The organism is Pseudoalteromonas sp. DL2-H2.2 (assembly GCF_021532535.1).
GTDB lineage: Bacteria > Pseudomonadota > Gammaproteobacteria > Enterobacterales > Alteromonadaceae > Pseudoalteromonas > Pseudoalteromonas rubra_A.
The window spans coordinates 227,802-243,621 of the sequence record NZ_JAKGBD010000002.1; the positions used below are offsets into that span (position 1 = coordinate 227,802).

13 protein-coding genes are annotated in these 15,820 nt (G+C 50.3%); 9 read left to right on the forward strand and 4 right to left on the reverse strand.

Annotation, left to right across the window (positions count from 1 at the left end):
• Positions 1 to 15 precede the first annotated feature (15 nt).
• From L1285_RS03730 to L1285_RS03745, 4 genes are all read left to right on the forward strand, one after another.
• Positions 16 to 450 (forward strand): CopD family protein, encoded by a 435-nt coding sequence (locus L1285_RS03730; RefSeq protein ID WP_235411019.1) that lies wholly within the window; start codon positions 16 to 18, stop codon positions 448 to 450.
• A gap of 173 nt (positions 451 to 623) precedes the next feature.
• Complete coding sequence (locus L1285_RS03735; protein WP_046002980.1) at positions 624 to 1,640, forward strand: aspartate carbamoyltransferase; 1,017 nt, start codon at positions 624 to 626, stop codon at positions 1,638 to 1,640.
• A gap of 78 nt (positions 1,641 to 1,718) precedes the next feature.
• Positions 1,719 to 3,005: a glutamate-1-semialdehyde 2,1-aminomutase gene (hemL, locus tag L1285_RS03740; RefSeq protein ID WP_235411020.1), complete on the forward strand. Its 1,287-nt coding sequence runs from the start codon at positions 1,719 to 1,721 to the stop codon at positions 3,003 to 3,005.
• A gap of 138 nt (positions 3,006 to 3,143) precedes the next feature.
• Positions 3,144 to 4,982, forward strand: a complete 1,839-nt coding sequence (locus L1285_RS03745) for a methyl-accepting chemotaxis protein (protein ID WP_235411021.1) — start codon at positions 3,144 to 3,146, stop codon at positions 4,980 to 4,982.
• A gap of 17 nt (positions 4,983 to 4,999) precedes the next feature.
• Here L1285_RS03745 and mrcB read toward each other — a convergent pair whose 3' ends face one another.
• The 4 genes from mrcB to L1285_RS03765 all read right to left on the reverse strand — a co-directional run bounded on the left by mrcB (position 5,000) and on the right by L1285_RS03765 (position 10,454).
• The gene (gene mrcB, locus L1285_RS03750; RefSeq protein WP_235411022.1) at positions 5,000 to 7,339 is read right to left on the reverse strand and encodes a penicillin-binding protein 1B; all 2,340 of its coding nucleotides are present in this window, start codon (positions 7,337 to 7,339) and stop codon (positions 5,000 to 5,002) included.
• Positions 7,340 to 7,445: 106 nt separating this feature from the next.
• Positions 7,446 to 8,675 (reverse strand): ammonium transporter, encoded by a 1,230-nt coding sequence (locus L1285_RS03755; protein WP_046002984.1) that lies wholly within the window; start codon positions 8,673 to 8,675, stop codon positions 7,446 to 7,448.
• An 11-nt stretch (positions 8,676 to 8,686) separates the two neighbouring features.
• Positions 8,687 to 9,025 (reverse strand): P-II family nitrogen regulator, encoded by a 339-nt coding sequence (locus L1285_RS03760; protein WP_046002985.1) that lies wholly within the window; start codon positions 9,023 to 9,025, stop codon positions 8,687 to 8,689.
• A 193-nt stretch (positions 9,026 to 9,218) separates the two neighbouring features.
• Entirely contained in the window at positions 9,219 to 10,454 is a 1,236-nt protein-coding gene (locus L1285_RS03765; RefSeq protein WP_235411023.1) for a GGDEF domain-containing response regulator, read from the reverse strand.
• Between the two features lie 337 nt (positions 10,455 to 10,791).
• Here L1285_RS03765 and L1285_RS03770 point away from each other — a divergent pair, with 337 nt between their 5' ends.
• The 5 genes from L1285_RS03770 (at position 10,792) to serA (ending at position 15,733) form a co-directional block, all read left to right on the forward strand.
• The gene (locus tag L1285_RS03770; RefSeq protein ID WP_235411024.1) at positions 10,792 to 12,318 is read left to right on the forward strand and encodes a S10 family peptidase; all 1,527 of its coding nucleotides are present in this window, start codon (positions 10,792 to 10,794) and stop codon (positions 12,316 to 12,318) included.
• A gap of 225 nt (positions 12,319 to 12,543) precedes the next feature.
• A complete protein-coding gene (locus tag L1285_RS03775; protein ID WP_235411025.1) occupies positions 12,544 to 13,086 on the forward strand; it encodes a hypothetical protein in 543 nt (180 codons plus the stop codon).
• Complete coding sequence (locus tag L1285_RS03780) at positions 13,086 to 13,703, forward strand: 5-formyltetrahydrofolate cyclo-ligase (RefSeq protein ID WP_235411026.1); 618 nt, start codon at positions 13,086 to 13,088, stop codon at positions 13,701 to 13,703. The genes L1285_RS03775 and L1285_RS03780 overlap by 1 nt, the downstream gene beginning before the upstream one ends.
• Before the next feature lie 134 nt (positions 13,704 to 13,837).
• Positions 13,838 to 14,491, forward strand: a complete 654-nt coding sequence (rpiA, locus tag L1285_RS03785) for a ribose-5-phosphate isomerase RpiA (RefSeq protein WP_125716588.1) — start codon at positions 13,838 to 13,840, stop codon at positions 14,489 to 14,491.
• A 12-nt stretch (positions 14,492 to 14,503) separates the two neighbouring features.
• Positions 14,504 to 15,733: a phosphoglycerate dehydrogenase gene (gene serA, locus L1285_RS03790; RefSeq protein ID WP_046002991.1), complete on the forward strand. Its 1,230-nt coding sequence runs from the start codon at positions 14,504 to 14,506 to the stop codon at positions 15,731 to 15,733.
• Positions 15,734 to 15,820 lie beyond the last annotated feature (87 nt).

Genomic DNA, 15,820 nt, shown 5'->3' on the forward strand with positions numbered 1-15,820 from the left:
CAACCAAGGGGTTTTATGACGACGATACTTGTGTACAAAGCACTGCACATCTTTTTTATGGTTGCCTGGTTTGCTGGTATTTTCTATTTGCCAAGGCTGTTTGTTTACCATGCCATGACCGATGAAAAACCCTGCTCCGCCATGTTAAAAATCATGGAGCGGCGGCTGCTCTACTTTGTTACCCCCTTTGCCGTGCTCACGGCCGTGTTCGGGGTACTGTTGATCACCAGTTATGGCCGCGAATGGTTCCGCGCTAACCTGTGGCTGCACTATAAGCTGGTGCCGGTGATTATATTATATTTGTATCATGCCTACTGTTTTAAACTGCTGGCAGACTTTAAGCACGACCGTAACGAGCGTAGCGATCGCTTCTATCGTATCTTTAACGAATTCCCGGTCATACTGCTGCTGGTCATCGTTATGCTCGCCATCCTGAAACCGGTTTTCTGATCTCACACTATGGCGGCTATTCGGCCGTCATTTTCCACGCCTAAAAAACAGAATTGTGCTATTATGTCGCTCCAGTTACTCAACGCAGTGTGCGTCTGATACGCCCTGTTTTGCGAGCTCGGTTAGGAGTGCTCCCCGCCTCCTGTTGTCAATCTGTGATTAGGAATCGCCGCATGTTAAGTTTCCAAGGTGAAAACATCCTCTCCGTCAACGAACTCGACAGAGAAGCCATTGAGCTGATTTTCAATGTTGCAAAGAAAATGGAACCCTACGCTAAAAAGTACAAGCGCACCAACGTATTAGAAGGTGCCGTATTAGCCAACCTGTTTTTTGAACCCAGTACCCGAACGCGTGTCAGTTTCGGAACCGCTTTTAACCTGCTGGGTGGCACGGTCAGAGAGACCACAGGTATGCAAAGTTCCGCTTTGGCAAAAGGCGAATCCCTGTATGACACGGCCCGGGTGATCTCCGCCTATGCCGATGCCGTCGCAATGCGCCACCCGGATGCCGGATCCGTGGCGGAATTTGCAACAGGCTCAGATGTGCCAGTGATCAACGGCGGTGACGGCCCAAATGAGCACCCAACCCAGGCACTGCTGGACTTGCTCACGATTGAACGTGAGCTAGGTCGTTTTGAACGTGGCATTGATGGTATGCACATCGCCCTGGTTGGCGACCTTAAGTATGGCCGCACGGTCCACTCTCTGTCTAAGCTGCTGTGTCACTATAAAAACGTGCGTTTCTCTATGGTTGCACCAGATGGGTTACAAATGCCTGATTATATTCTGGATGCGGTCAGTAACGCCGGTCACCAGATTGAACTGGTATCAAAAATGGAAGGTAACCTGGCGGCCGATATCGTTTATCAGACCCGCATTCAGGAAGAGCGTTTTCCATCACAGGAAGAAGCCAACAAGTACCGCGGTGGTTTTCGCATTAGCCAGGCCATTTATGAGGCCCACTGTAAGCCGCAATCGGTATTAATGCACCCATTACCGCGCGACAGCCGTGGCGATGCCAACGAGCTGGATAACGACCTGAATAATAACGACAACCTGGCCATCTTCCGCCAGGTTCAAAATGGCGTGTTGATCCGCATGGCATTGTTTGCACTGACACTGGGTGTTGCCGACAAGGTTGAGCAATACGAAGTGGACGTGCCCTGGTTCAGCCGTAAGCGCGACACCTAATCCACTTATTTCGTTTCATGGCCGGGTGTAGCTGAATGACGTTTCAGATACACCCGGCCCAAAACAAAAGGACACATTATGACAATCAGTCAAGATCTCTTCTCTCGTGCCCAGGAGTCTATCCCGGGTGGTGTTAATTCACCCGTTCGTGCATTTAACGGTGTAGGTGGCACGCCGCTGTTTATCAATAAAGCTGAAGGCCCGCATACTTACGATGCGGACGGTAAACGCTATATCGATTATGTGGGTTCATGGGGACCGATGATCCTGGGCCATAACCACCCCCAGATCAAACAAGCCGTGCTGGATGCAGTTGAAAATGGCCTGAGCTATGGCGCACCGACTGAAAGCGAAATTCTGATGGCTGAAAAAGTCAAAGCGCTGGTACCCTCAATCGACAAAGTGCGCATGGTCAGTTCAGGTACTGAAGCAACCATGAGCGCCATTCGTCTGGCACGCGGCTACACTGGCAGAGATAAGATCCTGAAGTTTGAAGGCTGCTACCACGGCCACGCCGACTCTTTGCTGGTAAAAGCGGGTTCTGGTGCATTGACCATGGGCGTGCCTAACTCTCCGGGTATCCCGGCAGACTTTGCAAAGCACACCTTAACCGTGTCGTTCAATAACCTGGACGAAGTCAAAGCCATCTTTGCACAATACCCGGACCAAATCGCCTGTATTATTGTCGAACCAGTGGCGGGCAATATGAACTGTATTCCACCCGTTGAAGGCTTCCTGGAAGGCCTGCGCGAAGTGTGTGATACCCATAAATCGGTTCTGATCTTCGATGAAGTGATGACTGGCTTTCGGGTTGCGCTGGGTGGCGCTCAGGAATATTACAATATCACCCCTGACCTGACTTGTCTGGGTAAAGTGATTGGCGGCGGTATGCCAGTGGGTGCCTTTGGTGGTAAGCGTGAAATCATGGATTATATTGCGCCCGTAGGCCCGGTTTATCAGGCAGGTACTTTATCTGGTAATCCAATCGCTATGGCTGCCGGTCTGAAAGCCCTGGAACTGCTCTCTGAACCGGGTTTGCACGATGACCTCGAGGCCAAGAGCAAGCAACTGTGCGACGGATTCCAGCAAGCCGCAGATGCCGCGGGTATTGCCCTGACCACCAACTATGCCGGTGGCATGTTTGGCTTCTTCTTTACCGAAGCGCAGCGTGTTGATACTTATCAGCAGGCAACTGAGTGCGATCTGGAACGCTTCAAACGCTTTTTCCACCTGATGCTGGAAGAAGGCGTGTATCTGGCGCCTTCAGCATTCGAAGCCGGGTTTGTCAGCACCATGCACAGCGATGATGACATTGCACAGACAATCAAAGCTGCAGAGCGTGCATTCGCCAAGCTTGCTGCCTGAGCACTGACCTACAGTTAATCTTACTAAAAAGCCCTGCGGGGCTTTTTTTATTTCTGTCAGTAAAAACTTTCACCGCTTTGAACTATTCTTTGCTTATACCCGGTCTCTTACCAATGACTTATAAACAAAGATAAAATTATGACAGGACTCAGATCAGCTGCCAGCCCCGCCATTGCTTTTATGGCACAGTTAAAATACAAAACCAAAATCAGCCTGGTATTTGGTATTCTTCTGCTACCACTCAGTCTGAGTTTATTTTTTCTCAACTCGACCCTGACCCAGTCAATTCAGGTCAGTCAGCAGCAGCGTGCCGGCCTGCAATATTACCCACCCATTTTAGAAAACCTGTTGAACCAGCAGGCGAAGCGTAACGCCCAGCTACTGGCGCGCAGCCCATTTGCCAAAGGGCTCAAACCCGGTGACGAGTTGGAACATTTATCCATTACCTCTAAACTGGCAATCGACAATGATCTGAGCCGCTCTTACCTAAACCGCTCACTGGTGGAATCCTTGCCCAATGTGATTAGCCAGGTGAATAATATTGCCGGGCAGGCGCAGGAGATCATCAGCAGCGGCCGCTTTACCCCCGACTCCTTTATCGCCCTATCAAACCTGAACAAAGTGTTGCCTGTGGTAAAAACCCAGCTCAACAACAAGCTGGAAGTGGCAACGGCTAATAATAAATACGTCAACAAGCGCCTTCAGGACAAAATAACCGCATTAAACCGTGCGCTCGATAACTATCACCGTGCCATTAAAGACAAGCTCCTGGAGCCAGATGACATTGAACTGACCAGCAGTGCATTTAACACCCTACATCGAAACGTGCTGACTCAGCTCACTGCCCTTATCAACACCGCCACCCCCACTTTAAAAACCCTGCTTGATGACAAACTGACGCAGGAGCGTTGGATCCGAAACCTGGTGGCACTGGCGTCAGTACTGAGCCTGTTGCTGGCGCTCTATTTAATGCTGGGCTTTTATTTTGCGGTGGTGGATACCATTGCCGAGTTTTCAACCTCCGCTCAGCGTGCTTCATCTGGCGACCTGAGCACACGGGCACAACCACGCGGTAAAGATGAACTGAGCGAGATCCTGCGCCAGTACAATGCGGTGCTGGATGCCTTTGTGCATTTGCTGGGTAATGTCAGAACCACCTCCACCGACTTGCATGGGGCCACGGATAAACTGCGCCAGATAAGCCAGGACACCCGTGAAGATGTGGCGCAGCAGCAGGCCAAGATCCAAACCGTGCATCAGGCACTCAGTGAAATGGCCAATGCCGCAGATGCAGTTGAGACCTCGGCCCATCATGCCACCGAGCTGGCTGCAACGGCAGCGCAACAAGTTAAGCAAGGCAGTGAGAATACCACCCGACTGGCAGAGCATATGACCGTGCTGCAACGAGAGTTTGAAGAAAGCCGCATTGCACTGGATAAGCTGGCACAAGACAGCCAGAACATCAGTAAAGTAAGCCTGGGGATCAGCGAAATCGCCGAACAAACCAATTTACTGGCACTCAATGCTGCCATTGAAGCGGCGCGCGCCGGTGAACAGGGCCGCGGTTTTGCCGTGGTGGCCGATGAAGTACGTACCCTGGCACAAAGAACCCAGCAACAGACCGAAGAGATCCATTCGATTATTCACTCATTACAGCAGGCATCAAACGACACCCAAAAGAAAATGCTCAGCAGCGTAGAAAAAATGGAGCAAGGTGTTAGTGCGGCCAACGAGACCAATCAGGTACTCAGCGCCGCAGAGCAGAGCATGGCCGACATTGACCAGCAGGGCCATGTAATAAGCGATCAGGTGCAACGCCAGGCGGTTGCCACCCAGCAGGCGCTGGCAGAGTCCAGTGAGATAAGCCATCTGGCTGACCACACCCTAAGCTCCGCCGAAGCCACCCGCGGTGATGCGCAAAAGCTCAGCAACATGGCGGCGACGTTAAATCAATTGATCGCCAAATTCAAAACTTAAGCGGCTCAGCGTGCGGATCAACCACAACCAGGCCGGGGATTGAATTCTTCAATGCGGACAGGCAGCTGAATGGTCGGTCCGCAATGGGGCGCGGCCTGCTCACCGGTTTGTTCATTGACGAATGCCCAGCGCACACCTGTCGGGCGCTGATCGGCAATGGCCTGCGGGTTGAGCGGTTTTAAGTAGCGAATATACAGCTCCAGTGCCCCCCGCCCGCCTGTCAGCTTGGCCGGCTTGTTATCGTCGCGACCGATCCAGGTGACCGTCACGGTATTGTGATCAAAACCGGCAAACCAGCTGTCTCTAAGCTCATTACTGGTGCCCGTTTTACCTGCCAGCTGAATGGAAGGGAAATGGCGATTCAGGCGTTTTGCCGTGCCGCTCTTGGTTACGCGCTTGAGTCCGTAGCGCGTCATATACATGGCTTCCTGAGAGAATCGGGACTGTTTGGCAACGCGATGCTGATACAAACGTTTGCCTGTGGTGTTGGTGATTGCCGAGATACTTGTCAGGGGCGCGTAACGGCCATTGGCAGCCAGCGTGGTATACATCTGCGCTACGTCAAAACTGGATAACTCAACGGCCCCCAGCAACATAGAAGGATACAAAGGAATATCACTGTCGACCCCCAGCTGCGCCATGGTGCGGGCAACCGTATCTACGCCAACATCCAGACCGAGATTAACGGCCGGAATATTAATACTCTCACTAAATGCACGATACAAAGGCACCGAGCCCCGAAAGGTATGATCAAAATTTTCGGGCTGCCAGGTTTTCCCCGCCGCATTGGTCACCTGCAACGGTGCATCTTCCAGTAAGGTGCCCAGATTGTAATCTGGCTGCTCCAGTGCCGACAGGTAAATTGCCGGTTTGACCAAAGAGCCAACATTACGGCGAGTATCCAGTACCCGGTTAAATCCGGAATAGCGCAACTGACGCCCGGCGACCAAGGCAGACACACCACTTTTTTCAGTGTTCACAGAAATCATACCCACTTCGAGCTGGGCGGTAGAAAAGCGTCGTTCCAGGTAAGGTAAGCCCTCACTAACCGCTTCTTCCATAGCTGACTGCTTTTGCAGATCAAAATAGGTGAAAACACGGATCCCGGCATTGACGACGTTTTCATCAGGCAGCAAGCGTTGCAGCTCTCTATTCACCAGCTCCAGGTACCCCGGGTAGGTCTGCATCAGGCTTTCTTTTAACGGTTGAATATCAATGGGCCGCTCCAATGCCTGACGGTATTCACCTGTGGTGATCAGGCCGTTTTCGGCCATCAGCCGCAATACCAGATCGCGCCGCTCCATGGTTCGCTCCGGATAGCGGCGGGGATTATAGTAAGACGGACCTTTCACCATGGCCACTAACATGGCTATCTGATCAAATTCCAGCTCATCAACGGGTTTTGCAAAGTAAAATTCGGCGGCCAGCCCCATGCCATGCACGCCCTGATTATAGGCCTGACCCAGATAGACCTCGTTAAGATAGGCTTCGAGGATCTCGTCTTTACTGTAGCGAAAATCCAGGATCAGAGCGATAAAGGCTTCGTTGATTTTGCGCAGTAATGAGCGCTCCCGAGTCAGGTAGAAGTTTTTAGCCAACTGCTGAGTCAGAGTACTGCCACCCTGCACCGTGCGCCCGGCGCGAATATTGTGATACAAAGCACGCATAATAGACCAGACCGACACCCCATGGTGTTCGTAGAAGGCCCTATCCTCAACCACCAGCAAAGTATCTTTGAGGATCCCCGGTATTTTATCCAGCGGCACAAATTCGCGATCCTGACGACTTTCATTACCTATTCGGGCTATTTGCACCGGCTCCAGCCGGGCAGCTTCAATGCGCCGCCCCTGCTCATTGACTATGCTGGCCAGCTTCTTACCGGCAAAGTTGAGAGTAAAAACACGCGCCTGTTCAACCCCATCATAAAATTCAAAAGTCCGCCGGTAAACTGTGATTGTACGGCCCTGAACCACGAACTGGCCGGTATGTTTGATGCGGTTAACCCGGGAGTAATTGAGTCGTTCCAGCTCCCAGATCACCTCCTGCTCAGCCAGATATTGATCCGGATAAAATGACATAGCCCGGGCGTACACCTGTACAGGTAACTGCCACTTATTGCCTTCAAACTGACGGCTGACTTTCGCATCCAGATAAACCACGTAACCGGCAACCGCAAACACCATGGCCAGACTGAGCTTCCAGCACAATGACCACAAGGAGCTCAGCATTCGACTGCGAAAAGCGCGCAAGCGCTGGCGAAACGAAGTCGCAGAAGAAGTGCGTTTTTTGCCAGATTTGGCTGGAGTTTTACGAGTGGACTTGCGCGGTTTGCCTGGTGCTTTTTTATTGTCTGCCATCGACCATGAAATGCTTACTGAGAGTGAATAGATGCTAGATTATCTCAGATTAACGGTCGCTTAAACCAAAAAGCGCGATGAGCCGCGCTTTTTGGTTATTTCTTATTTACTTATTGCGAATAGTCACAAACTCCGGGTAGGCATCGATACCACAGTCATGTTGATCCATGCCACTGAGTTCTTCTTCTTCACCAACCCGGATCCCCATCAGGGTTTTGATGATCCCCCAGACGATGTAAGACGCGATAAACACAAAACCCAGTATGGTCACAAGGCCAATGGCCTGCGTCATAAAGCTGGCATCGCTGTTGGAGAAAGGCACCATCATAATTCCCAGCGCGCCGCACACACCGTGCACCGAAATGGCCCCCACAGGGTCATCAATACGCAGCTTATCAAGCGCAACGATACTGAATACCACCAAAGAGCCGCCCAGCATGCCCAAAATACAGGCCAGTACAGGCGTAGGCGATGCCGGCTCCGCAGTAATGGTGACCAGGCCTGCCAATGCACCATTGAGGATCATGGTCAGGTCGGCTTTTTTCCACATCAGTTTGCACACCACCAGCGCAGCAATGGCACCAGCAGCCGCCGCCGCATTGGTATTCACCATGATCTGACTGACGGCGATGGCGTTGCTTTTATCTGCTAAAAACAGTTGCGAGCCGCCGTTAAAACCAAACCAGCCCATCCACAAAATAAAGGTACCCAGTGTGGCCAGGGGTAAGTTTGAACCGGGAATTGGGTAGATTTCACCGTTTTTACCATATTTACCCTTACGCGCACCCAGCAGTAAAACACCTGCCAGTGCCGCTGCTGCACCTGCCCCATGCACAATCGCAGACCCTGCAAAATCAACAAAGCCCATCTCAGATAAGAATCCGGCGCCCCAGGTCCAGTACCCTTCAATTGGATAGATAAGCCCAGTCAACACCACAGTAAACAGCAAAAAGGCCCACAGCTTCATACGTTCAGCGACCGCACCGGATACAATCGACATGGCGGTTGCCACGAACACCACCTGAAAGAAGAAATCTGATTCCAGTGCATGATCGGCATCTGCGGCCGCACTGCCAATCAACGCGCCAAAATTCGGGACTACGCCGCCTTCAACATTATCCACATACATGATGTTGTAGCCGACCAGTAAAAACATGGTACAGGCAATGGCATACAGGGCGACGTTTTTAGTGAGGATCTCGGTGGTGTTTTTAGAGCGCACCAGCCCGGCTTCGAGCATGGCAAAACCTGCCGCCATCCACATCACCAGAATGCCGGAGACCAGAAAGTAAAAGGTGTTCAGAGAGAATTGTAGTTCTATTACCGTATTTTCCATTGTATCGCCCCTTAAATCGCTTCTTCGTCGAGTTCGCCGGTACGGATCCGGACTATTTGCTCAAGGTCATAAACAAAGATTTTGCCGTCGCCAATTTTGCCGGTGCTGGCAATGGCCGTAATGGCCTCGACAACACGCTGAGTGTTTTCACTGCGTGTCGCAATTTCGAGCTTAATTTTTGGAATAAAGTCGACCTGATATTCGGCTCCCCGATATAACTCAGTGTGGCCACGCTGGCGGCCAAAGCCTTTGACATCCACCACGGTCATACCCTCAATGCCCAGCTCGGCCAGGGCTTCGCGGACTTCATCCAGCTTAAATGGTTTAATTATTGCGCTTATCATTTTCATTATTCGCCCCCCCAGGGCAGATGATCCTGTCGGGAGAAGGTAATCCAACCTTTATGCCAAAAATAAAAGTGATTTTTTTACAATTAGTTAGCGTATTTGTAGGGGGTTACAGAAACAACAAACGCACCGTGCTGGTGCGCTTATTTTTTGTCTGACTTGAAATGGTGCAAAGTGATGATTAGTAAGTGGCCGTTTAGCTTTCACTCACCATAACACAATTGCGCTGCGCTTCTTTCGCCTGGTAAAGCGCATTGTCTGCGGCGCGCATAACGTCACTGAGGGTGGCTTTATCGCATCGGGCAATGCCGACACTGAGAGTACAATGCAGCGCCTGGTCCTGGATCATAAACTGGGTATTGGCAAAGCGCTCTCTGAAGTCCTGACAACTGTCTTTAGCCACGCTCAGATCATTACCCGGCATCAGTACTGCAAACTCTTCCCCGCCCACTCGGGCAACTAAGCAGTGGTTGAATGAACTATTCAGCAATTCAGCGGCCTGGGACAAGACTTTGTCACCGCCAAGATGACCATACTGATCATTGATTGCTTTGAAGTGGTCGAGATCCAGCAAAGCCAGTGTAAACTGGTCTGGCTTATTTTTTAAAACCTTATCCATGTGCTGGCAAAAATAGCGACGATTGTAGAGACCGGTCAGAAAATCCCTATGCGCATACTCTTTAATGTCGGCTATCAGGTTTAGCTGATCCATAGTTTGCATCACCCGACAATGGAACTCTTCATTCATAAAGGGTTTCGTCAAAAAGTCATTCGCGCCGTACTTGATGAACTTGGCAGACAGGCCATGACTTCCGGCACCGGACAAACCAATGATGGCCAGATCATCGCGCCCGCGACTGTTACGCACCGCTTTTACCAGCTCAAAGCCGTCCATCGTAGGCATAGCATAATCTGTCAGCAAGAGTTTGATCTCGGGCTTAGCGTTGAGCATGTTTAACGCCTGCTCACCATCTTGCGCTTCAAACACAGTAAACAACTGCTTTTCTAGCATCTGGCGCATCACCGCCCGGCTGATCATCGAGTCATCGGCGATCAACGCCTGACACCCTTCGTTGCGCAGTAAACGCGATACCAGCTTGATGGCATACAAATAAGAGTCGCGGTTGTCCTTAATCACATAATCGACGACCCCCATTTCAAGCATCTGCTGACGACTGTATTCATCGATTTTGGATGTCAGCACCACAGTGGGCACATTGCGGCTTAAAGTGAGTTGCACTACCTCGCCATCAGAGGCGTCTGGTAAGGTCAGGTCAACCAGTGCCAGGGTGTAATGTTGGCTCTCGAGTAATGCCTGGGTTTCTTTCAGTGACCAGGCAAAATCGATTTCCACATCCAGGTGTTGTGACGCAAGGTGGCGAAGGATTTGCTGCACTACCTTACTGTCTTCGACGATTAATACTCTTTGCATTACTATGCTCTACTAAAACTACGAGAAAAGGGAAGAGATACAAGAATTTAACAGCGCTAAATACTTTCATACTACGGACATAAGGATTAAATATACGCGATTTCTGTGACAAAAAAAACTCGCCCTTCAATTAATTTGTAAACAGGTGGAAACGGATAGACGCCAAACCTCCGTTTACCCTGCCTAAATCAGATACAAAAAACAAACCATTTGGACATAAGTATTAACACCTTCGCTCAGGTAGCCTATTTTTTGGCTGTTAGTCTCAAGTTCTTTGAATTCTGCGCAGGATGGGTCTTAAATGTGCCAATTCATTTCATCAAAAAATTAAAAAAACATGTTGTTGAAGCCATTACTGTTCGCACTTTCTGCGACCTTACTTACCACACTCCCTCACAAAGCATTGGCACAAGCCGATACCCAGGGTCAGCTAACCCTACAAATTGATGCGCAGGTCACCACAGAGCATAAAGGGACCTTTAACGGGGAGCGCCTCTCCTATACAGCAACCACAGGCACTCAGCCTGTGTGGAATAAAGCGGGTCACCCAATCGCAACGCTGCACTACACTTACTATAAAAAGAACAAAGTGAAAGATCCTGCCACCCGCCCGCTGCTGATCTCATTCAATGGCGGACCGGGCTCAGCCTCGGTTTGGATGCACATTGCTTACACCGGCCCCCGAGTGCTAAAAATCGATGATGAAGGCTACCCAATGCAGCCCTACGGTCTGAAAGACAATCCGGATTCGGTGTTGGATGTCGCAGATATTCTGTTTGTGAACCCGGTCAATACCGGCTACTCTCGCGTGCTGCCCGAACAAGACGGTACAATGGCCGACAAACAGACTCTGCAAAAACGCTTTTTTGGTGTGAATGCCGATATTGAGTATCTGGCCGGGTGGCTAAATACCTTCATTAACCGTCATGGCCGTGCACTGTCGCCAAAATTTTTGATCGGTGAAAGCTATGGCACAACCCGTGTTTCCGGCTTAGCTCATGAACTACAGAACAAGCAGTGGCTATTCTTAAACGGCGTGGTTCTAGTTTCTCCGACAGACATTGGCATTAAACGTCAGGGGCCTGTAAAAAGTGCCAACCGGCTGCCGTATTTTGCTGCAACCGCCTGGTATCACAAGGCGCTGCCAGAAGCTTTGCAAAAGCAGGATCTGCTGAGCGTACTAAAGCAGGTGGAAGCTTATACCTTAGATCATTACCTGCCCGCGTTAGCCAAAGGCGCCATGTTGAGCGAGCAGACACGCCAGGAAGTAGCAAAACAAGTCGCGTACTTCAGTGGCCTGTCGCAGCAGTTCGTACTGCAAAATAACCTCGACATTCCCAATCACGCTTTCTGGAAAGAGCTGCTGCGCGAGCGTGGCTATACGGTCGGTCGCCTTGACTCCCGTTATCTGGGAATTGATAAACGCGATGCGGGCGAAGGCCCTGACTATTGGCCGGAGCTGGACGCCTGGCTGCATGCCTTTACACCCGCTATCAATCACTATTTCCGTCACGAGCTGAACTATAAAACGGACATCAAATATAATATGTTTGGCGATGTACGTCCCTGGGATCGCAGTAACAACGAAGTGGGTGAACAGTTGCGCCTGTCCATGGCAAAAAACCCCTACCTGAATGTGATGGTGCAGTCGGGTTATTATGATGGTGCGACTAATTACTTTGATGGTAAGTACAACCTCTGGCACCTCGATCCCAGCGGTAAAATGCAGCACAGGTTGCGCTTCAAGGGTTACCGCTCGGGTCATATGATGTACCTGCGTCGTCCGGACCTTACCCTGGCCAACCAGGACTTGCGCGAATTCATTACTGACTCGCTCAAATACAACCAATCAGCGAAATATTAAACACAGCGAATGACCAACATACGGCGCCCACTTAGGCGCCGTTTTTCTTTCTCTTACGGCGCGCACAGATAACTTCACACACAGATTGGAAAAGTTAGGTATACTCAAAACAACAATTGACGATGTCCACGTTTTTTATTCCGCTTACCCAGCAATAAGTTAACAACAATTCGCCGGGAACGAGCATGAATAATGGACCCGAAGTAATGATATTGAGGGAACCTCATGAGCGAGCAATTTCGCGTAGTGTTTTCCGGCTTCAAGCCAGGTACTGACAGCCAGGCAGCCACAGAGCAACTCGCAGCAAAACTAAAAGTGTCAGCACAGAAGGTGGCCGACTTCACCACAGGTAAACCCCTGTTTGGCCCCGCAGACAAACAAAAGTGCCTTAAACAGGCTAAGTTACTGGCCGTGTATGGGATCCAAAGTAAGCTGCAATCGCAGTCTCAGCCCGGTGCGGGCTCTGACACAGCGCAAAATGCGGCCAACGAGCGCGTATTCGATGCGCTCGACTACATTACCAGCAGCCTGATCCGCATTGAGGAAAAGCTGGATGAGCTGGAGCAACGCATAGACGGCAAACAAGTCAAAGATGAGCAGCATGAAGAAGATGAGTGGGAAGATGAGTCGCTGTTCAGCGAACTGGAACTCGACAGTGAGCCGCCCAAGCGCTCTAAAAAGCTCCTGTACATCTTGCTGTCACTATTAGTGTTGCTACTGGTTGTTCTGGGGATCAGCCTTGCTTTTCCTGAGTTGGTGCCTGTGTAATGAAAACAAATTCACTCTCAGATGAAAAAATCACAACACCAAGGAAAGAAATTAGAAAGATTATTAGAAAATTGCGTAACAGCCTGACAGAAGAACAACAAAAAGAGGCTGAACAAAATTTAACTATTAATTTTTCTCAACATGTGAAGCTCCCTAAAAACGCCCGTATCGGGGTCTACCTTGAAAATGATGGAGAGCTGAGAACTAACCTTTTAATTCAAACACTTTGGTCCAAAGGTATGGACCTATATTTACCGGTTATCCACCCCTTCAGCGGCGTCACTTTGCTCTTTCAGAAGTATGAAAAAAACTCACCCATGAGGCAGAATCGCTATGCTATCTTAGAGCCAGAGTTAAATTGTAGCCACATTTGCCCGCTGGCGCAGCTAGATTACCTGCTGCTTCCGCTCGTCGCATTTGACGACGCTGGCAACCGCCTTGGAATGGGTGGTGGTTACTATGATCGCACGCTGGCGCGTTATTATCGTGAACAGTGGCAACAGCCTATATTGATAGGTCTGGCCCATGACTGTCAAAAGGTGGCAGCCCTGCCAACCGAAGCCTGGGATGTGCCCCTGCCAACCATAATCACGCCACAACAATGCTATCAGTGGTAATGTAAGCGTTACCACTGGATCATAACCGAAAGCATCCGATCATAAATTCCGCCATTAGTGGCATCTGACATACTTTTTTTGTGCTTTGAGCGTATAATTGCGAGCGAATAATCAACTAAAACAGTGATCGCGTTATGACTCAAGATGAAATGAAAAAAGCAGCTGCCTGGGCGGCGTTACAGTATGTTGAAGCCGGCACCGTAGTCGGCGTAGGCACAGGCTCTACCGTCAACCACTTTATCGATGCGCTGGGCAGTGTCAAAGACACCATTAAAGGTGCCGTCTCTAGCTCCGAGGCTTCGACTGAAAAGCTCAAGGCGCTGGGTATTGAAGTGTTTGAGCTCAATGATGTGTCTGAGCTGGACATTTATGTCGATGGTGCGGATGAAATTAATGCACACAATCAGATGATCAAAGGCGGCGGTGCGGCACTGACACGCGAAAAAATCGTGGCAGCGGTTGCCAGACAGTTTATCTGTATTGTTGACAACACTAAGCATGTCGATGTGCTGGGACAATTCCCTTTACCGGTTGAAGTGATCCCAATGGCGCGCAGCTATGTTGCCCGTGAGTTGCTTAAGCTGGGTGGCGATCCTGTCTATCGTCAGGGCGTTGTCACAGATAACGGCAATGTGATTTTGGATGTTCATGGATTATCCATCACACAGGCAGCCGAACTGGAAGAAAAAATTAATCAAATCGTCGGTGTTGTTACCAATGGCTTGTTCGCTCAGCGCGGTGCCAACATTGTCATCACAGGGACCCCAGAGGGGCCACAAATTAAGTAACAGGAATGAGTCATGAGTAAGGTATCCTTGTCTAAGGACAAAATTCGCATTTTATTGTTGGAAGGCGTACACCAGAGCGCTGTTGAAACGCTCAAACGCAACGGTTATAGCAATATCGAGTACGTGAAGACATCGCTACCTGAAAATGAATTGATTGAGCGGATCAAAAATGTCCACTTTGTGGGGATCCGCTCGCGCACACACCTGAGTGAAACCGTTCTGGAAGCCGCAGATAAGCTGGTTGCAATTGGCTGCTTTTGTATTGGCACCAATCAGGTTGATCTGAATGCGGCCAAGCAGCGTGGTATTGCCGTCTTTAACGCGCCGTTTTCAAATACGCGTTCGGTGGCTGAACTGGTACTGGGTGAGATCCTGCTGCTGCTACGGGGCATTCCAAAGCGTAACGCGATGGCGCACCGTGGCGAGTGGTTTAAATCCGCGATTGGCTCTTTTGAGGCACGTGGTAAAACACTGGGGATCATTGGCTATGGCCACATCGGCACTCAGCTGGGGATCATGGCCGAAAACATTGGCATGAAGGTCGAATTTTACGACATTGAAGACAAGCTGACATTGGGCAATGCGCAACAGGTGCAAAGCTTAACTCAGTTGTTGCAACGTGCTGATGTGGTGAGCTTACACGTGCCGGAAACATCGCAAACGAAAAACCTCATTGGCATGGCGGAGCTGGAAGTAATGAAACAGGGTGCGATCCTGATCAATGCCTCACGCGGTACTGTGGTGGATATCGACGCCCTGGCTGAAGCGCTTAGCGCAGGTAAACTGTCTGGTGCTGCGATTGATGTATTCCCGGTCGAACCTAAGTCTAATGACGAAGAGTTTGTCTCACCACTGCGCCAGTTCGACAATGTGATCCTGACACCACATGTCGGCGGCTCCACGCAGGAAGCACAGGAAAACATTGGAATAGAAGTCGCGGGTAAACTGGCGAAGTACTCTGATAACGGCTCAACCGTCACAGCGGTCAACTTTCCGGAAGTGTCGCTGCCTGAACTGTCAAACCGCAGTCGTTTGCTGCACGTGCATGAGAACCGCCCTGGTGTGCTGACACAAATTAACCAGGCTTTTGCACAGCATGGCATCAACATCGCAGCGCAGTACCTGCAAACCGATGAAAGCATTGGTTACGTGGTGATTGATGTGGACAGCGACCACTCTGAAGTTGCATTAAAAGAGCTAAGTGCGGTTGAAGGCACGATCCGCGCCCGGATCCTGCACTAGCGGCTTTGTAATCAGACACAAAAAAGCCTGACTGAGTCAGGCTTTTTTCGTTTCACTTACCGGGCAAGAGTATTGCTCAGTAAACTG